This window comes from Sinosporangium album (assembly GCF_900100605.1).
Classification (GTDB): domain Bacteria; phylum Actinomycetota; class Actinomycetes; order Streptosporangiales; family Streptosporangiaceae; genus Sinosporangium; species Sinosporangium album.
Map to the genome: position 1 here is coordinate 1 of NZ_FNCN01000055.1, position 18,482 is coordinate 18,482.

The window sequence follows — 18,482 nt, forward strand, 5'->3', positions numbered from 1 at the left end:
CTGGTCGAGACGCCCTCAGGCGGACGGGATGAGGAGCCGGCCCCTCCTGTGGGAGCAGCGGTCCACCCGCCCCACAGCGCGATCGCCCCACCCGACCAATCCGCGCATGCAATGCCAGGAATAGGTAAAACCCCAGGTCAACACCCCTATCTCGGAGTTTCTGAAACGCATTATCGGGTATACTGTTAAGTGTTAGGGCGGACCGCACATCCGCCGCCACCCCGCACTACAAGGAGACCCGGTGCCGACCACGCACTACCTCCCCGCCGTGACCATCCGCCTCGCCGCTCACGAGACCGAGATCCACACCGACAGCCGCACGATCCGAGTCCTGATCCCCGGGCTCATGGTGGTTCTGCGGGATCAGCTCGCGGCATGGGGGATGTGGCACATCTGGCAGCAAGCCTCAGGCCAGGCGGACACGGTCTTTAACGGCCGCTCGGCGCGATACGAGGTCGCCCGCCGCCCGTACATGCACACCGCCGTCAGCTTCACCGGCCGCCCCTCCGGCGTCGAGGTCTACGCCCGCCACCACAGCCGCTCACGCACCGGATGCGGCGAACTCGCCATCCGCGTCGGCCCCCTCACGATCGTGACCGACGACCGCAGCGCCTACGACACCCAGGCCGCGACCTGGGCCGAGGCCGCCGAACTCGCCGCCCAGGTCTGGCCAGGGCGATACCAGCAGTGACCAGCACGGCGGGGGCGGCTTGCCGCCCCCGCCCACTTATCCACAGAACGCCGTTCGGTCGGCCCCGCACCCGTCGCGGTCGGCCACCGTGGCACGCACACCAGCAGAGAGGACTACGCGCCCATGTACGTACTCCACGACCAGGCCCGCACGCTGCTCGCCACCGCCCCGACCTTCACCGAGGCAGAGCGCAAGCTGGCAGAGCTCACGCGCGATACCGGCGACGGCCAATGGACCATCACCGACACCGCCACAGGACAGGCCGTCGCCACCCTCATCCGATCCGGGCCGGTCCCCGGCATCCCGCTGATCGAACAGCTCACAGCCGACGACCCGCCCGCGTAGACTGCAATTATCGGGTAGACTGTTAATAGTTGATGGCGGGCCGCACACCCGCCGACCACCCCGCAACCGAGGAGAGACATGCTCACTCTGTTCGACGAGTTCAGCGGCCTAGGCGGCGGCACCGAGGGCGCCAGCCGCGTCCCCGGGGTCGTGCCGACCTTCGCGGCCAATCACTGGCGGCTCGCGGTGGAGTCCCACGCCGCCAACCACCCCACCGCAGACCACTACCTTGGGGACGTCCAGCAGATCCCCGACATCGGCCAGGTCTTCCCCCGGTGCGACCTCGCGTGGTGGAGTCCCGCCTGTCCGGCGTGGACCGACGCCCGAGGCGTGAAGCGCGTCTTCGATCGCAGCAACCAACTCGCCCTGTGGGCAGAGGACCCCAGCGAAGACGAGCTTGCGGCCATGAGGTCACGCGCCCTCATGGAAGAGGTGGTGCTGTACCTGCGAGCCATGGCAGCCAAGGGCGGAACCCCCGTGCTCGCCGGAGTCGTCGAGAACGTCATCCAGGTCCGCAAATGGGACCAATGGGATCGCTGGCTACGAGAGATCCACCAGCTCGGCTACCGGACCCGCGTCCTGGCCATCAATTCGATGCAGGTGCGATCCCGGAGCGGTGACGACTGCCCGCAGTCCCGGGACCGCGCCTACGTGGCGCTCATCCACGAGTCCCTCGGACGCCTGCCCGACTGGGACAAATGGCTCAGGCCGCGCGCCCACTGCTCGGCCTGCGGCGAGGACGTCGACGCCATGCAGTCATGGAAACGCCCCGGTGTCGACATGGGCCGCTACGGTGCTCAGTACGCATGGCGGTGCCCGAAGGTCACCTGTCGGCACCAAGTGGTCGAGCCGCAGGTACGGCCCGCCGTAGAGATCATCGACTGGGACACTCCCGGCACCCCCATCGGCGCGCGCGCCGGTGGCCTCAAGCCCGCCACACTCGCCAGGATCGAGGCCGGGATCCGGCGCTACTGGGCACCCCTGCTCACCCCCACCGGAGGTAGCTGGCACACCGACGCCACGCCGACCACCACGCCGATGCGGACCATCCTGACCCGCGAAAGCACCGGCCTGGCCGTCCCCCCGCTGGTGATCCCGATGGAAGGCCGCCCCGGCAAGGAGGCCCGCCCCGCATCCGACCCGATGCGCACCCAGACATGCCGGGCCGAGAACGCCGTGGTGCTACCACCGCCCTTTATCACCCCCCTGCGCGGCGGGGGAGACCAGGAAAAGGCGCGGCCGATCAGCGACCCGCTCCACACCGTCACCGCCGGAGGCAACCACCACGGCCTCGTCTGCCCGCCCCTGCTCGTGCCCTACTACCGCACCGGCGTAGCCGCACCGGCCAGCATGCCCACCGGCACCGTGACCACCCGCGACCGCATCGGCCTCGCCACGGCGGAGGCGCCGGTCATCGACATACGTGACGTGCTGTTCCGGATGCTGGAAGTCAAGGAGATCCAAGCCGCCATGGCGTTCCCTGCGACCTACCGCATCCTGGCGCCCGCCAAGCGCGACCGCGTCCGACTCCTCGGCAACGCCGTCACACCCAACGTCTCCGAAGCACTCATGTGCGCCCTGGTCGAGGCAGTGAGCGGCGAGCAGATCGAGCGGTTCGCCGCCTGACCGAGCGGCGAAACGGGCGGTCGGTGACCCGGCGCGACCGCCGGTCGCACACACCGACCGCCCCATGGTCCACCCCGCAAGGAAGACCACCGCCAGCCTACGGCCCCTGCGGGGAGGAGGAAGAATCAAGCCATGAGCCAGCACCAGACCCGTGCCGTCACCTTGGGGGAGTGGGCCCAGGACATAGGCCGCAGCACGGCCAGTATCCGCAGCCACTGGCGGGGGCACCCAGACTTCCCCCGCCCGGTCGCCCGCCGACCCACAGCGGGTCCGGGCCCCGGAGTCGAGGTGTACGACCTGGCCGAGCTGGAGGCATGGCGCACCGCATGGGAGACCGGCAGGGATCGGCCGGCCCCCCAGCCGTACGAGGTCCCCGGCGAGCCGGAGGAGATGCTCACCCTCGGGGCCATCGCCCGCCGGCTGGGGCTCGACGGCAAGACCGTCACCCAATACCGGCCGCAGATCGAGGATCGCGCCGTATGGGAGCAGCGCGGCCAGCGACGCCTTTACCGTCTCGCCGACGTCGTCGACGTGCTCAACGCCCGCCGCGGCGTCGGCCTGGCCGCCGATCCTGCCGCCGACCGCCGCCGCAAAACGGAGTGACTAGGGAGATGACAAGAAAGCGGCGCCACCTGTCGGGTAGCGCCGCATTCTGACTGTCTCGCCTGCCATGCTGGAACGCCTATCCGCAGGCCCAGCAGAGCAGGAGGCCTCTTGCCCGAGTCGCACGACCCGACACGGCGGATGCCGTACTCACAGCCGAGCCGCCGCACAGCTCCAGCGCCGCCCCCGCGCAGTGCCGCCGGAGATCCATTCGTCGTCGGCCATCTGGAGCCGCTCGACATCGAGACCGAGCTCGATCGGCCATACGGCGAGCCCGCCTCGCCCGCGTGGCCTCGCCCGCATCTGCACATCGATCGCGCCCGCCTCGCCCGCCCCGCCGCCCTGCTCGGCGCCGCCGCCCTGGTCGGCGTCGGCATCTGGTCGGCCACCTGGTCGACGCCGACGGCTCCGGAGCCGCCAACCACCGCCCACACCGCCGCGACGGCCAGCGCCGCCGCCAGCTCAGGCGAGCGCGCGAGTCACTCGCCCGCCCGCGCGATGCCTCGCCTGCAGCGGGCCAGTGGTGACCCGGTCATCCCACCGCGGCGTCCCACGGCGGCAGGAACCCGACGAGCCGCCGCTGACCACCGCCGCGGCGACGCCGAGGGCCGCCGAGGGTCACGCCCCCGCTCAACGGCCACCGCAGATGCGGCCACGCCGACTCCGAAACCGCGCACCTCACGGCGGCCACCGGCCAATGCCGTACGCAAACCCCCTCCCCGGCGTCGTCCCGCCCAGCCGCCGGCGACGGCACGGCGTGACCCCGCGCCAGCCGTACCGGCCCAGCGCCGCCCCTCGCTGATCGATAGGCGGTGCGATGAGCTTTTCCCGCCGCACCGGCCCGAGTTCGCGGCACGCAACGCCGCCTGTCACCACCTCTACGGGACTCGCTGACACCAGCGTTGCCGTCCTCGCCGAGGCGCAACCGGAGTAACAAGTTTGCAAACATCCACTGCGTGAGCGAGCATTGATCGTATGGCTGACGCGACCACCCCTGTCCAAGTACGTGTGCCGTACGGCACCCGCGGCCGCCTCACCGAGCTCTTGCGGATCGAGAAGGCCCGCCGCGCCGAGATCCTCGCGGAGCGGTTCGCGGTGCCCGCGGACGAGCCAGCCGCCGCGCGTGCGCGCATCCGCGCCGCCGCCCGCGCCCACGTGGCCGACCTCCGCCGCCGCGGTGAGCTGACCGACACGGTGGACGTCGCCATGAGGCATGCCGTCCAGGCCGAGCTACGCGAGCGGGGATGGGATCACGCCTGGCCGCCGCCGCCGCCCACAGCCCCGTCCTCGGGGCGGTGGCCAGGCAGCCGAGATGCCGGATACCCCGAGGTCATCCCGATCAGACTCCCGGTCAGCCTCGCCGAGCGAGTGCAGAGTGCGTGCGCGCATGTCAGCGCGCCCGCCATCACGGCGCTACGGGCATGGCGAGACGCCAACCCCGGCAAGATCCACGACAGTACGGCTCAAGCCGAGTACGACCGACTCGCAGCCGAAGTCGTCACCCCAGGTGATGTGCTCCGCGCCGCAGTGGCTCGCGTGCTCCCGGCAGAGACCGGCGCTCAGCCGCCGGGCTGAGCACGGCCACTCCCCCTCGACCAACGCCCGCAGCGTCGGCCTTATTAAAGTTTGCAAACTTGAAAATCGCAGATAGTAGCTTTGTGGAGTAGGTTGCGCCGGGGCAGTGACAGGCCGTACCGTCAGAGGCCACCAACTGATCAGGAGGACCGGTGAGCACTCCCACTCGCCGCACCACCGCACACACCGCCGCCCAGCTCGCCGACGCGCTCGGGTGGAGTCTCGGCCAGGTCAACCGGGCCCACGCAGGCGGTGTCATCCCGCCCTATGACATGAAGACGCCCCGCTGGTCCGGCCGGGTCGTCGATGACCTGGTGGCCCGCCGCGAGGAGCTCGCGGCCTCGATCCCCGAGCTGCTCAGCGGGGACGAGCTCGCCGACGCGCTCGGTATGGGGTACGGCGAGTGGCGACGCGCCCGCGATGCCCGGCTCATCCCCGCGCCGGACCTGTTCCCGTACTGGAGTCGGTCACTGGCCGATGAGCTGGTCGCCCGCGCTGAGGAGATCCGCCGCGCTACCCCGCCCCAGCCGCTGGGCGCTCGCCGAGCGGCCGAACTGCTCGCCGCCCTCACCGACCTGGACGTCACCGCCGAGGACGTCGTCGAGCTCGCTGGGCGCGGTATCACCCGCGTGGTCGACGAGTACAAGGGGAGGAACCTGTACGACATCGCCATGCTGCAGGACGCGGCCGCCGACTCCGAGCGTCTGGCGGTGGTCACCGAGGTGGTGGCGGACCGACTGGCGTGGGTCGCCGACTCGATCGAGCCGCGCGAGGCCGCCGCGTGGCTGCGGTGGGACGAGCGCGATCTGGCGCGGGTGGCCGCCGAGCGCGGCATCACTCAGGGCAGGGCGGGCCGCTACAGGCGAGTCGACATCGCAGCCCTTACCGAGGATGAGGAGTTGGCGGAGCGGGTCCGGCGCGACCAGTTGCTCGGCCCGGAGCAGGCCGCCGAGCATGCGGAGATGCGCCGCCGCGATTTCGACTACTGCATGGCCGCCGGATGGATCCGGCCGACCTGCTATGTCGATCGGCTGGTTGGCCGCTACAAGACGGTTGACGTGCCGTTGTACCGGGTCGGCGACGTCGAGGACATGCTCATGATCCCCGGTGTGGACTGGGAGGCGGTCCGCGCGGTCAGGCCCGGCGAGCTCTCGCCGCTGCGCGAGCACACCCGTCTGCCGATCAGCCGCGCTCAGGCGGTGCGCGCGTTCTGCGGTCGGCTCAGCGCCGACTACGGCGTGGAGGTGTGGCCCCACTGGGCTAACACCGCCGACCTCTGGGAGATCGACTGGGAGATCCGCGCAGACGGCCACCCGACCAAGGCCGAGGTCGCCGCCGCCCTGGACGCGCACCGCGGTGCCGCCGGCCACCGCGACCGGATTGTGCTGTCCACCCAGGTCGGCACGGTCATCCGATGGGCGCGCAAGTGCCTGGAGCCCGGCGCCGCCGTGGTGATCGACACCGAGACCACCGGTCTTGACGCCGACGATGTGGTGGTCGAGCTGGCCGTGGTCGACGCCGCCACCGGCGAGGCACTCATGAATACCCTGGTCCACCCTGGCGGTGTCTCGATGTCGCCGGGCGCGCAGGCCGTGCACGGCATCACCGGGGCGGAGCTGGAGAACGCGCCGTCGTGGGACCAGGTGGCGCCGCAGTTCGTGGCCAGTGTGCAAGGGCGGGAGGTGTTGGCCTACAACGCCGCGTTCGACTTGGCCCGTATCGCGGCCACCCATCGCCGTAGCGGTCTGGATACGGGGCAGCTCCCGCCGGCGGATCGGTGGGGCTGTCTGATGGAGGCGCGCTCAATCTGGGCCCGCACCGGCCGGTGGCTCCCGCTCGGCGGTGGCCACCGGGCGCTGGACGACGCGCGAGAGGCGCGTCGCGTCCTCCAGGCGATTGGCACCCCGTTCACCACGCGGTGATCCAGCGCCAGTGATCAATCACGTGTAGTTGGGGCCGCACACCATCCGCTCACACCCTAATGTAACCCTCTGTGATCATCCCGTCGCGCGACGAGTGTGCACATGAAGTGGCAGTCCCACTGATCGACGATGCTGGCGGGGCCAGATCTGTCGTGTGCCTGTGCGGTGCCCGCTGGATCAGTCGTGCTGAGGTGCCGCCGGATGTCGCGCTACGCCTGGATATCCGGTTAGGGGACGCTTGGGAGCTGTCCGGCTGGACGGGTCCCATTACGCTGATAGGGCATGCCGCCGACCTTGCAGGAGGCCCACCATGTCAGCTCAGGCCGCCGAGGCCCACGGTTACGGGTACGACCCCGAGGAAATCTTGAGCGTCTTGCCCGAGGCGCATCATGCGTCTTTCATGGCCGACTACCGCGAGGCCATGGTCGCGGCCGCGCATGAGACGTGGCGCTACCGCGAGTTGCAGCAGGTCCTCAAGCGCTGGCACTTGCGCGCGATCATGTACTCCCGCCCTGGTCATGACCAGCGCGCCGAGGAAGCGCGGACGGGTGCAGGCGGGCCATGGCTGGCCGCCGATGAGGTGGCAACGCCGGTGCCGGGGCTCATGCTCGCCGACGCCCTCACGCCAAGGCAGTGAGCCCACGACGGTGAACTACAGCGTGACCTTTCACGCGACCGGATCAGCCGCCATCGTAGGTCTGCCCGAAGTCGCGTTCGTTGCTCTCATCCAGGCGTTGGTGCGCGTCGGCGATGATCCGTTCGAGCACTCCAGCGCTGGACAGCGCAGCGATCCCAATTACCGAGAGATCGAGTTCGGAGACTTCGGCATCGCCGCATTCTACGTAGACCGGCCCCGCAGGGCCGTCATGGTCTACGAGGTCGTCTGGGCCGCCTGACCGATTCATCACGCGGATGCGTCACAGCGGCTCGCCGTAGCTATAGGTATTCCGGGCCCTTGGACGCCGATCCCGGCACATGCTCTCGCATGCCTGTCCCCAGGGTCCCTTTCGATCCCCGCTCACATGCAGCCAAATATGTTTCCCCTGGTCATCGTGGTTGTGGTCATGGGAGCGGGGGGCGAATACTTCTTCTTGAAGGGGTCCGTATGGAGCTGGCGGATCGATCGAGCGCATTCCGGCCGCCATCGGGTGCTTGACCGGCGATCCGGGCCGGTGACCCACGCAGACGGTAGCCGTCACCGCGGAGGGGACCACCGTGGCGAACCAAGTCGGAAATGTCACTCAGCGCCGATTCGACAACCTTGTCGACCAGGCGCAGGACATGATGCGGACGATGACCGGTCACCAGTTCGTCATCGGTGACATGGCGCTGGAGATCGAACCGATGCGTCATACTGGCCCTGGCGCGCTGGTGGGACCACGACGCCTACGAGGCGGCCCTGCAGGCCGAGCAACGCGACCTCGACTAAGGCCCTACGCGCCGAACACCTCGATCAAATGGTCATCGAGGTCGGCCACGAAATCCTCGCGCCGCCACGGGCGCAGATCGCGGCGCGCACGGCGCAGGCGGATCGCAGCAACTCTGCCGCCCGTCTCGGACGCCGCATCGATGCACTCGTGCAGCAACTCGGCGGCCGAGCGCGGATCGTCGAGGCGAATGCGTGCGATGGCCTGATCGGTCGCAACGATCGCCCGCTGTACCCGTTCGCGGGGCGCGAGGAGCGACTCGGCCGAGCGGGCGAAGTAGTCGTGCGCCGCGGATAAATCACCGACGTACAAGTTCGTGATGCCCTCGAAGCCGCGAAGATGGGCGGGCGAGAACGAGCTGGTCGCCGGATCTCCGTCGCGGTCTTTGTCCATGTCGTACCAGGCGAGGGCGAGGGCGGTCTGCGCGTGTTTCGCTTGACCTGCTCGGGCTGCGATCTCGGCCTGCAGGGCATGCGCCCGAGCCCGGATCGTCACGCTCTGGCCGGCTCGGGCATCGCGCACTGCCGCGTCAACGAGTTGCTTGGCGGCATCAAGGCCGGGCCTCGAATACAGCGTGACGAGCGCGTGACTCAACCGGACGGCCGCATGGCGCCATGGCGCGGCCGGATCATCGGCCGCGTTGGTTGCCGAGGTGTACAACGCCCTGGACGCTTCATCGTCTCGGGTCTCGAAAGCCAACCGGCCAGAAAGCGTGTAGGCCTGGGCGGCGACCGACTTCAGGTCGGGAAGGAGCATCTTGGGGACGGGCGAGGCGAGCAGGCGGCGACATGACTCGACGATCGGCGTGAGCATGAGTTGCAGCCGCATGAACGGGATACTGCCGACGTGGCCGTTCACCGTGGCGACAGCATCGCGCATGGCCGCGATCAGGCCCTCATCAAGACGGGACGGGTCGGCCAGGACGACCGAGAGCGTGCGTTGCGTCGGCGGGCCGAGCAGTGCGAGCAGACCCCCGCTGTCGGTAGTGGTGCGCAGCAGGAGTGCGCGCAATTCGCCGAGGTGCCGCTCGCTCTCCCCAAGATGTCCTAGGGCATCGAGCAGTTCGGCGAAGTCGCTGCCGGCGCCAAGGGATGTCTGCCCATCAGGGCCGCGTGCATACAGGTGAGAAAGGAGCAGTTGGTACCGCTCGCTGGGCAGGATCGGCGCCGTGCCGCTCTCCCACCGGGCAACGGTCCGCTGCACACTCGCAGCGCTGATGTCGAACGGCTGCCCAAGCCGGGCAGCCGTGTCGATGATGGCTCGGGCAGTGTCGGACAGTGACCAACCACGGGCGAGCCGCAGCCGCTTAAGGGTGGCCGCGCCGACGAGCTTGTCGCGCGTGCTCATGCGCTTATGATGCTCCCCTTCACGGCTCACACGGGCACAATCAGCCGCGGTTTCCCCTGCGAGGCCCCGTAGTTGATCGTCTGCCAGGTTCCCGACGCGCCCTCGACACCGTCGCGGGGAAAGCCGATCACCATGGCAGCGTGATCGACCATCCACCGGTTGCGCGCGAAGTACGTCGGCGTGTGCAGCTTCGCCGCACCCAGCTCGACGATCTCGCCGATTCGATCACGGCAGCGGGCGATCGCTTGCCGCGCCTCGGCAGGCTGCTGCCCCACGGTTGCGGGCGCGACGATCGTGATCTGGGACTTGGAGTTCCCCGCCAGCCAGAGCAACGACAGGCTGTCGATGCCGACCGCCCCTCCGATGTAGAAGTGCGCGTCGTCGCTCGCGAACGGCGCGAGGTAGGTGGTGAACAGGTCGGCATACCAGTCGAGTTCGCGATGGCCGGTAGACCGTGTCCCGGTAATCGCCACAGCTAGAGGCATTGATCAACTCCGTGTCATAGGTTGTCAGATTCCGCTCGCTCACCCTCTGCCGTGAGATTGAACCCGTGGAAGCCAACCACTCGGCCATTCTGACCGAGCTGCTCAAAGCGCGAGGGCTGTTCGTAACAGACAGGGACGACGGCTCACTAAACGTTAGAAATCCTCTGCACCCACACGTCCGCGAGGCTGTTGGCGCCGTCAACGGTAGCTACCTCACGGATGACGGATACGAGCTCGGCGAGCAGGGCGATGAGCCGGCCACCGCCGACCGCATCGCCTTCCTGCTCGGGCTGCCTGGCGCAGCCGGACCGCACCGAGCAGGCCTCTCCGCTGAGGCGCGAGGCGACAAACGACCAGCCCACCGGACCAGGCAGCTCCGGCAACCCCAGCACAACGCCGAGGACCCCAGCTCCTGATCACGGACGGGAGGACTACACGTGACACCACGCCATGTGCTAGCGGAAGAGCACCAGCAGGCCCTGAGCGCGGCCTCGCAGCTGGTGAACCTGCTCGCCCTGCGCCACAACATCCCCGCCAACGCGCAGAGCCTGCCCTGCAGCGTCGTTGTGCGCGTGTTCACCGGGCTCGTCGCCCACGTCGATCAGGTCATCTGGTGGACCGTCCCCGACATGACGGGCGCCCGGCGACAGCCCTTGATCACCTACGCCCACAGCGTCGAAGGGGCGGCCACTCGGCTCGCCGAGACCTACACCGCGATCCGGACCATCTCCGTCGCGGAACTCCTGGCCAAGGGACTCATCACGCCCTTGTCCACCCCGCTTGTCACCGAGACGGACACGCGCCGTGCCGCCGCTCCGTATTGACCTCGACGCGCACGCCCAGGCCGCCATGCTGATGAGCACCTCCCCCGGATGGCTCATCATGTGGCGGCCGTGGGGACGCACCTACACCGCGTGGTACTGCGCCGACCCGCGCGAATGCCACAACATCGACGCCCCCACACCCGACGAGCTGCGCGACCTCATGACCAGAGTCGAACGCGAACTCTGGCGGGCCTCGCACCACACCCGTCCCAGTCGGCCGCCCTCCACCGGACGGCCGACCGGGGGCCGCCAGGCACCACCCCCGTGGCCACGAGATGACCCGGACTCCGCCCTCGTGGAGAGGGGTGAGGCGGGGAGGACGGAAACTCTCTCGTGGCCACGGGCACCACAGCTCCACTCCACCACGGAGGACCACACCGGAGGCTGAAGTGATCAAAGAAGGCACGACGACCGGCCCGGTAGCCGGCTCCATCTCGGCCGCCGACCTGATCAGCTGCGCGGCCAGGCAGGTCGAGGACGCCGCCGCCACGTTGTGGCCGGGCGAACCCTTCCTCGTACACTGCCAGGTGCCCACCATCACCGGCCACGTGCAGCGCGTCCAGGTAGGCCAGCGCCACCTGTACGCCAAGCTATCGATCCTGGGCGTGTCGCTCGTGTCCCTCCTGCGCGGCCTCTACGGGCCACTCGAGCACGTGGCGCGCGAGCAGCGCCTCTACGCGGCCCGCCCCGACAACCTGCCGCGGCGCGAGGCCGACCAGCTCGCGTTCCTTGCCGAGCTCGGCCGGCCGCGGGTCTGCGAGCTGGCCGGGGTCCACGGGGCGGTGCTGTTCACCGCTTCTGCCGACGGGCCGTCCATGGCCGATGTGCTGGCCGCCGCGCCGGAAAGGACCGCGGACCTTCTTGGCGAGGTCATGCAGGAGCTGGATGGCCTCCGCCGGATGGACCGGCGACGCCTGCCCGGGGTGATCGAGCAGAGAGGGATCGCTGCGACCTTCGCCCGCAAGTTCGGTGGCCCGGACGGCGATGCCTATGTCCGGTCCATCGGCGAGCACCGCTGCCCGCCCGAACAGCGCCGCGCTGTCGTGGCGCTGCTGCGCGCCTCGATCGGTGTCCTTCTGCGGCGCCGCCCGCCCGCATCGCCGGCGGTGCTGGTCTACGGCGACCTGAAGCCGGAGCACGTCCTGTACCCGGATTCTGGCCAGCTTCTGTTGCTGGATCCGGGCCTGCGCACCGCATGGCACGGTGAGGACTTCGCCCGGCTGGTCAGCCGTACGCTCCTGCAGGCCGTGACGGAGATGGACCTGGCCGCGCTGGGCAGGGTCTACAGCGGCGTGGCCGTGCTCGTCGACCAGCACGCCCGGCCCATGCCTCAGGCGCAGCGCTGGATACGGAATCTGACCGCTCTGTGGCTGATGGACACGATCAACATCATGTCCAGCTACCTGACGGCGCCGCCCGACCTTCAGCTTGCCCGCCGGGGCGCAGCCGTCGCGCGGCAGCCTTTGCTGGTCGCCACCGTCGTGCACAGGGCCGCGACCGCGCTGGACCGGCACCACGCGGTCAGTGTGTGGGAGTCGGCACTGGCCCGCACCTTGCAGGCGGTGATGGCGGCGTGAGCGGCCTGTCTGTGGGACTGCTCGGGGCCGGCGCGGTCGGCCAGGCCGTCGCGGGCGCGCTCGTCGCCTCCGGCTTCGCCGCCGACATCCTCGTCGCCTCCCGCACCGTTGAGCAGGCCGGCGCGCTCGCGGCCGACCTGGATGACATGCGGGCCGCGCTCGGTTCCTCGGCCCGGCCGCGGGAGTGCCTGCCGCGCGACCTCGCCGCCTGCCACGCCCTCGTGATCGCCGTACGCGCCCGCTTCACCAACGCCAACCAGGCGGACGTGCGGATGGGCGGCGCGGCCGCGAACGCGCCGCTCCTGCGTGACATCGCCCGCGACCTCGTGCGCGGCCATCCGGGTGTCGTCCTGGTTGTCACCAACCCGGTGGACCTCATGACGCGGATCGTCGGCGAGCATGCCGGCCATGACCGTGTCTACGGGGTCGGCTCCAACCTGGACTCGGCCCGCTACCGGCTCCTGCTCGCGCACCACTGGCGTGTCCCCTCCGCCGACGTCCGCGGGCACGTCATCGGCGAGCACGGCGACCATGCCGTCATCTGCGCCTCCACCACCACGGTGGCCGGCCACCCGCCGCCTGCGCCCATCCCGCTCACACAGATCCGGACCGCCCTCAACCAGCGGCCGGGCCGGATCAGCTCCGGCATCGGCCGCACCCGCACCGGCCCGGCCGGCGCCGTCCTCGCCGCCCTCCGGCACACGCTGGCAGAAACTGACGGCGTGGTCGAACTGTGTCGGCCGTGGCGCGATGGGGTGTGGCTCGGCCTGCCCATCCGGTTCCAAGCCGGCCACCCGGAACCCTGCTTACCTGATCTGTCCATGGAGGAGACGACTCAACTGCACGCCGCGGCGGCCAAACTCGCCGCCGCCTTCACCAACCTGACCGCAGACCCCAAGGAGCCACGCCCATGACGCTGCAGGCTGACGCCACAGCCGTCCACGTCCGGATCGCCAACGCCGCGATCTGCATCACCGGCCCAGCCGCCACCACCGACTGGGCCCGCCGCTACTACGCGCCGTCGTGGGACGTCGCCACCGCCCCCGCCGACCGGGCGCACGACATACCTGTCGTGGCCGCCGCCCTCGACGACGACGAGTACGACATCCTCTCCGACCGCATCACCCGTGCACCGCACCAGGACATCACCTACGCCCGCAAACACGTGCTGCTGGCAGAACTCGACGGGCAGATCGCCGCGGTGTGCCCCGCAGAGCGGCTCGCCTACCGCTCGCACCCCGAGATCGGGATGCTCTACATCACCGGGTGTGACTCCGAGACCCTGGCCACCGCTGTTGCCCGCCTGGCCCGCGAGATGGTCCGCGGTCAGCTCATCCGGGACGGCTGGTCGCTCCTTCACGCCTCCGCGATCTCCCGCAAGGACCGCGTGATGCTGGCGTTCGGAGGCAAGGGCTCCGGCAAGACCACCACCGCGCTCACGCTCACCCAGGCTGGCGCGTGGGAACTGCTCGCCAACGACCGGGTGTTCGTCCGCGCCGAGGACGGCCGGGTGCGCGTCCTTCCGTGGCCCTCGGCCGCCGCCGTCGGGCTGGGTCTGCTGGAAGCGCTCGGCTGGTACGACATCGTGCGGGAGCGGCTCCTCGCCGGCGAAGCCCTGCACCCGACACAGGATGCGCGGGTCACCGACGCCCTCATGCAGGGACGCCGGACTCCGTTGTGGGAGAGCGGTAAAGAACTCAAAGCGCAGGTCTGGCCGGTGCAGTTCACCGAATGGTTCGGCGTCGGCCTGGCACAGGAAGGGGACGCGGCCGCGTTGCTGTTCCCGCAGGTCGATGCGGCGGCCGACCAGCCGCGCCTGACCCAGTCCGCGCGCATCCTGTCCGACGACGACTTCATGGCCAAGGCCGAGGACCGCTACCCCGACATCTTCCGGCTCGTACGAGCCCCGATCGGCGGCTATGACTCCTCCCGTGCCCGAGCCGCCGCACACCTGCAGGCACTTCCGCACCACGGGCTGGCACTCACGCATGGTGTCGAGGCGAACGCCGAACTCCTCGACGCCCTCTTGAAGCCCTGACCTCGTGCGGGCCCCTTCAGACATGCCAGCGTGCTGGCGTGCCCCAGTTGAGCCGTGGGCTCATGTCATGGACATGTACAGTTGCCAGTGATTGTCTCAATGGAGATCTGAGAACAGAGAGGCCTCGCACAGGCGACCAATTCCACGTGCGAGGCTCTCGGTGAGCGAGCTGGGACGGGCTCAGGCTGCTACCTGGGCCCACTCCCGTTGATGAACCAGTCCGTGAGGATCAGCACGGCACGTAGCGCGAGTGCCAGCATCTCCCCAGCGTTTGGCAGGTGCCGCTTCTTCTTTTCATCCATCGGCTGGTCTCCCTCTCGTGTTCCGGATCTTTCGATCCGGAGGGACGGTAGATCCCGCGGAAGAGCGACCGGCCCGGAGGGCCGTGGATATAAAGACTTGGGCGACAGGAATCAGATTAGGACTTCACGAAGGCACGTCGGGGAGCAGGCGACGCGCGTTCTTTCGTTCAATCGCGCAGAACCCCGGAGAAAGTGCCTAACAGCTCAACTTGTCCGATTTGCGCTCTAGGTCCGTCATACCTGCCCTGACCAGGCCATATCTCTCCGAAGCCGCCAATTGGGCGCGAGATGTGATTTGCATCACATTTATGAGGTGTGTGCGGAGAGCCAGGACCGTGATCTTGCGGGCAAGCAGCGCCCGCGTACCGAGGGACCTTGGCCGTCTCAGCCGAAAGTCTCGGCGGGGTAGTGCAAGCCCGTTGTTCAACGTTGGCGCTCGGCCGACGCAGGCAAGGCATAGTCACGGATCGTAGGCCGGGCGGCGGCTCTTCTAGCCGGGGCATGACAAGCATCGGAGCGGCAAGTCCCGGTAGTCACCTGGGGCTGTGACCGATCCGTGATCATCCACGGACACGGCGGGGCCTGGTTTTCGGCTGTGGACAACTGTCACTAAGGCAGGCCGGATTGGTCCCTGAGCTGATGGCCCTGCTGTGACCTGGGGTTTCGCTATGGAGGAAAGGGGACAGTACTCGGATTCTGTCTGGTCAGTTCCTGGCCCTGCGGCCGTCCCCTGAGACGCAGACTCACCCGCACTTCTGACTTCAGCGGCATGCCTGGCTGGTTCAATGCGGGGTCCCGGTAGTAACGGCGGAAAATCCAACGGATATCGCTTCGCCAGCGTCGAAGTGGAGCATCCGGCGAGGTCAGCGGCACCCTCGACCCAGCCCGCTGCGTCCACCAACCGGCATACCAGCCATGCGATGCCCTCACATCGCAGCAGGTCAGGGGTATATCCGTTGGATTTTCGGCGATTACTACCGGGACCCCAATGCCGCCGCGTGAAGCGGGATCGCATCCGGCCTGCCAGCGGGTGAGTGCCTCAGGAGAGACCCGCGTGTAGGGGCAAGATCTGCAACTTTTTGGCGACACGCCGAGAGACACGCATGCACGACTGTTGCGGATGCGCCATGATCTCCCGCATGGCATCGGCACCTGGAGTAGCAACGCGTTCGTACGGGCAGGCCCGCGACGCTGTTCAGCTGCAAACGCGTGTGCCCCTGGAGCTCAAAGAGCGGTATCACGCGGCCGCGAGGGCGCGGGGGCTGTCACTAAGCCTCTACCTGGAAGAGCTGATAAAGCTTGACCCGCTCGCCCCGGCCGCGGTGAAGGAGGCTTCCCGACTAAGCGCATAAAAACGTAGAGCCCCGGCGCCAACCGGGGCACTGCCTACATCCAAACGAGATCCCGCCCACGGCTACCAACCAACAGCGACGATCTCAACAACCAAATACGGGAAGTTGTGGTGCCACCCACACTGCCCATCCGCCGACTAGCCACCGGCGGGCTTTGCCATGTCCCGAGTGAAGCGGAGACGGAGTAACCATAACCCATCAAGGCCCGGCGGGCCCAGCATGCCCAAAATCGGGCGTGTCGCAAGATCGCGGCAACGTCGACGAACCCGCCCAGATCTACGCGCTGTTGCGTGGATACGCCCCCCGAGGGAGGGCGCGTGTTGACGTGCGCGATGAGTCGGGGGAGTGGGCGCATGCCTATGAGGCTGAGGTGCGTCTGGGCGCGACCGCGCCGCAGGGGCCTTACGCCTGGTACCTGACCGATGCCCGCGGCATGTGGCGCTTCCTCGTGCTCGACTTCGACGCCAGCCGTGGGGATGCCGGGGATGTGGCGCGTGACCTGGCCGGGGCTCGCGAGGTGCTCGCGGCCGCCGACGTCGAGCACCTGGTGTGCCGGAGCGGCCCGGCCGGCGGCATGCACGTGTGGGTGTCCGCAGACCTTGTGTCCGCAGACCTTGTGCGCGCGGTGGCAGTGGCCGCCGCCCGGCGGTGGCCGACCCTCGACCTCTCACCGCTCACCAACCGCCGGACCGGATGCGTGCGCCCGCCGGGTGCGCCGCATCGGGCCGGCGGGTGGTCTCGCCCGGAGGGGGGTGCGGAGCGCGCGGCCGCGATCCTGTCCCGGCCGGTCGAGGCCGAGGCGATCCAGCGGCTCGCCGTGCTCCTCGACGCCGACCTCGCCGTAGCCGAGGCCGCCGAGGCGGCGGTGCGGGCGGTGGAGCAGGGGCAGGACGGGCCGAGGCTGGCGGGGCGGCGTCGGCCGTGTGATGTGGCCGATCTGCTGGCCGTCGAGGTCGCGGCGGGGCAGGGGCACGCGCATCTGGCGCGGGTGCTGGTACGGCTGGCGCTGGCCAGGTGGAGCCGGGCCGAGGCGGTCGCGCTGGTCGAGGCCCACCTGTCGGCACCGGGGCTGGTCCACGTGCGCCGTCAGGGCGGGGCGCGTGAGCGGGTGCGCGGGGTGGGGGAGCGGGCGGCGCTGCTGGAGCGGCAGTGGGCCCGCGCCGTGGCGTACGCGGCGACGCTGCGCCGCGAGGTCGACGGCCAGGAGCCGGAGGAGGGGGAGTGGCCGCGTCGGGTGGCTGGCGTGGTGGCCACGGTGGCGGGGGTGCGGCGGGCGGTGGAGGGTGCGGCCGCCGAGGGGCGGTGGGCGCGGCAGTCGGGTCCTGCGGACCGGCGAGCGCTGGAGTTCGCGCTGGAGATGGCTTTGGAGGCGGTGGCAGGGGAGGTCGAGCTTGACTGTCGGCGGGTGGCGCTGGCGTGCGGGATGGGCAAGACCACGGCCGCCCGCGCCCTGCGGAGGTTGTGCCTTGACGGGTGGCTGGCGCTGGTGGAGGCGGGGGAGGGGCGCCGCGCGCACCGCTACCGGGTGCTGCAGCAGCCCGACTGCCCAGCGGCCGCCGAGCTTGCCACGTCGCCCCCGGACGACGCCCAGGCGCAGGCTGTGACTCGTGATGCCCTTGGGGGGGGTGGGACACAAGCGATCCCGCGCCCCGCCGAGGCCCCCTCCCTGCCGTGCGCGCCGGACGTAGCGCGCACCCGCCACCGCGCCGAGCTGGCCGCACGACGCGAGATCACCGGCCACGACCTCTACACCCACCCGCGCCCGGGACAGCCCGGCCTCGGAGCCCACACCGCCGCCACCGCCGCAGCCCTCGCCACCGGCCTTTACAACGTAAAGGACCTTGCGCAGGCCACCGGCTACACCGCCGCCACCACCCGCCGCCACCTCACCGGACTCCGCACCCATAACCTCGCCCGGCCCACCACGACTGCCGCGACCACATGGCGACCCACCGCCACCAGCCCCGACCGCGTCACCCGCCGCATCGGCGCCGCCGGCGTCCGAGCCCGACGCGCGCGCGCCTACGCCCTCGACCGGGCCATCTGGGCCTGGTGGCTCGACGAGCTCGCCTGGATGCGCACCCCAGGCAAACGCCGCGGCCGCGCCGCCGGGCCCGGCCAGCAGCCGCTCATACTCGTCGGAGCGCCGACCTGGTCGCGACGGGCGCGCTACCCGCGCGACGACCGCGGCCGCGCCGACCACCACGCCGCCCGCACCCAAATCGACCAGCCCACTGCGGCCGAACGCCGGACAGCCGGGGGCTGAAGGGCTGTCGGCCCTGCGGGCCGATGCGGGGGCTCTGCCCCCCGCGCCCCCGCGCCTCGCCGGCGGGGCAGGCTCCGGGATGAGGGGAGGCCGGACCACAGA

At 69.8% G+C, this 18,482-nt stretch carries 18 protein-coding genes; 15 read left to right on the top strand and 3 right to left on the bottom strand.

What is annotated here, in order from left to right; translation table 11 throughout:
* Positions 1–241 precede the first annotated feature (241 nt).
* The 9 genes from BLQ73_RS29520 to BLQ73_RS29555 all read left to right on the top strand — a co-directional run bounded on the left by BLQ73_RS29520 (position 242) and on the right by BLQ73_RS29555 (position 7,658).
* Positions 242–691, top strand: a complete 450-nt coding sequence (locus BLQ73_RS29520) for a hypothetical protein (RefSeq protein WP_093175923.1) — start codon at positions 242–244, stop codon at positions 689–691.
* Between the two features lie 123 nt (positions 692–814).
* A complete protein-coding gene (locus BLQ73_RS29525; RefSeq protein WP_093175925.1) occupies positions 815–1,036 on the top strand; it encodes a hypothetical protein in 222 nt (73 codons plus the stop codon).
* Between the two features lie 78 nt (positions 1,037–1,114).
* Entirely contained in the window at positions 1,115–2,662 is a 1,548-nt protein-coding gene (locus BLQ73_RS29530) for a DNA cytosine methyltransferase (protein ID WP_093175928.1), read from the top strand.
* 132 nt (positions 2,663–2,794) lie between these two features.
* On the top strand, positions 2,795–3,265 hold the full coding sequence (locus BLQ73_RS29535) for a hypothetical protein (RefSeq protein ID WP_143020510.1): 471 nt from the start codon (positions 2,795–2,797) through the stop codon (positions 3,263–3,265).
* Positions 3,266–3,376: 111 nt separating this feature from the next.
* Positions 3,377–4,159, top strand: a complete 783-nt coding sequence (locus tag BLQ73_RS31865; RefSeq protein WP_143020511.1) for a hypothetical protein — start codon at positions 3,377–3,379, stop codon at positions 4,157–4,159.
* Positions 4,160–4,240: 81 nt separating this feature from the next.
* Positions 4,241–4,840 (top strand): hypothetical protein, encoded by a 600-nt coding sequence (locus BLQ73_RS29540; RefSeq protein WP_093175934.1) that lies wholly within the window; start codon positions 4,241–4,243, stop codon positions 4,838–4,840.
* A 152-nt stretch (positions 4,841–4,992) separates the two neighbouring features.
* Positions 4,993–6,762, top strand: a complete 1,770-nt coding sequence (locus BLQ73_RS29545) for a 3'-5' exonuclease (protein WP_093175937.1) — start codon at positions 4,993–4,995, stop codon at positions 6,760–6,762.
* A gap of 310 nt (positions 6,763–7,072) precedes the next feature.
* Positions 7,073–7,399, top strand: a complete 327-nt coding sequence (locus BLQ73_RS29550) for a DUF6247 family protein (protein WP_093175939.1) — start codon at positions 7,073–7,075, stop codon at positions 7,397–7,399.
* A 10-nt stretch (positions 7,400–7,409) separates the two neighbouring features.
* Entirely contained in the window at positions 7,410–7,658 is a 249-nt protein-coding gene (locus BLQ73_RS29555) for a hypothetical protein (RefSeq protein ID WP_093175942.1), read from the top strand.
* A 537-nt stretch (positions 7,659–8,195) separates the two neighbouring features.
* Here BLQ73_RS29555 and BLQ73_RS29560 read toward each other — a convergent pair.
* The 3 genes from BLQ73_RS29560 to BLQ73_RS32915 all read right to left on the bottom strand — a co-directional run bounded on the left by BLQ73_RS29560 (position 8,196) and on the right by BLQ73_RS32915 (position 10,413).
* Positions 8,196–9,536 carry an NsdA family TPR-like regulatory protein gene (locus tag BLQ73_RS29560; RefSeq protein ID WP_176955760.1) on the bottom strand — a complete coding sequence of 447 codons (1,341 nt, stop codon included), beginning with the start codon at positions 9,534–9,536 and terminating at the stop codon, positions 8,196–8,198.
* Positions 9,537–9,562: 26 nt separating this feature from the next.
* Positions 9,563–10,009, bottom strand: a complete 447-nt coding sequence (locus BLQ73_RS29565; RefSeq protein ID WP_218126085.1) for a hypothetical protein — start codon at positions 10,007–10,009, stop codon at positions 9,563–9,565.
* A gap of 158 nt (positions 10,010–10,167) precedes the next feature.
* Complete coding sequence (locus BLQ73_RS32915) at positions 10,168–10,413, bottom strand: hypothetical protein (RefSeq protein WP_176955761.1); 246 nt, start codon at positions 10,411–10,413, stop codon at positions 10,168–10,170.
* Between the two features lie 45 nt (positions 10,414–10,458).
* Between BLQ73_RS32915 and BLQ73_RS29575 the strand changes: the two genes are divergently transcribed.
* The 6 genes from BLQ73_RS29575 (at position 10,459) to BLQ73_RS29600 (ending at position 18,380) form a co-directional block, all read left to right on the top strand.
* Entirely contained in the window at positions 10,459–10,845 is a 387-nt protein-coding gene (locus BLQ73_RS29575; protein WP_143020512.1) for a hypothetical protein, read from the top strand.
* Entirely contained in the window at positions 10,826–11,233 is a 408-nt protein-coding gene (locus BLQ73_RS29580; RefSeq protein ID WP_093175948.1) for a hypothetical protein, read from the top strand. The genes BLQ73_RS29575 and BLQ73_RS29580 overlap by 20 nt, the downstream gene beginning before the upstream one ends.
* 1 nt (position 11,234) lies before the next feature.
* Complete coding sequence (locus BLQ73_RS29585) at positions 11,235–12,422, top strand: phosphotransferase (protein ID WP_093175951.1); 1,188 nt, start codon at positions 11,235–11,237, stop codon at positions 12,420–12,422.
* Complete coding sequence (locus tag BLQ73_RS29590; protein WP_093175954.1) at positions 12,419–13,336, top strand: lactate/malate family dehydrogenase; 918 nt, start codon at positions 12,419–12,421, stop codon at positions 13,334–13,336. The genes BLQ73_RS29585 and BLQ73_RS29590 overlap by 4 nt, the downstream gene beginning before the upstream one ends.
* Complete coding sequence (locus tag BLQ73_RS29595; RefSeq protein ID WP_093175956.1) at positions 13,333–14,460, top strand: hypothetical protein; 1,128 nt, start codon at positions 13,333–13,335, stop codon at positions 14,458–14,460. Before BLQ73_RS29590 ends, BLQ73_RS29595 begins: the two co-directional genes overlap by 4 nt.
* A gap of 1,889 nt (positions 14,461–16,349) precedes the next feature.
* A complete protein-coding gene (locus BLQ73_RS29600; RefSeq protein WP_143020514.1) occupies positions 16,350–18,380 on the top strand; it encodes a hypothetical protein in 2,031 nt (676 codons plus the stop codon).
* Positions 18,381–18,482: the final 102 nt, after the last annotated feature.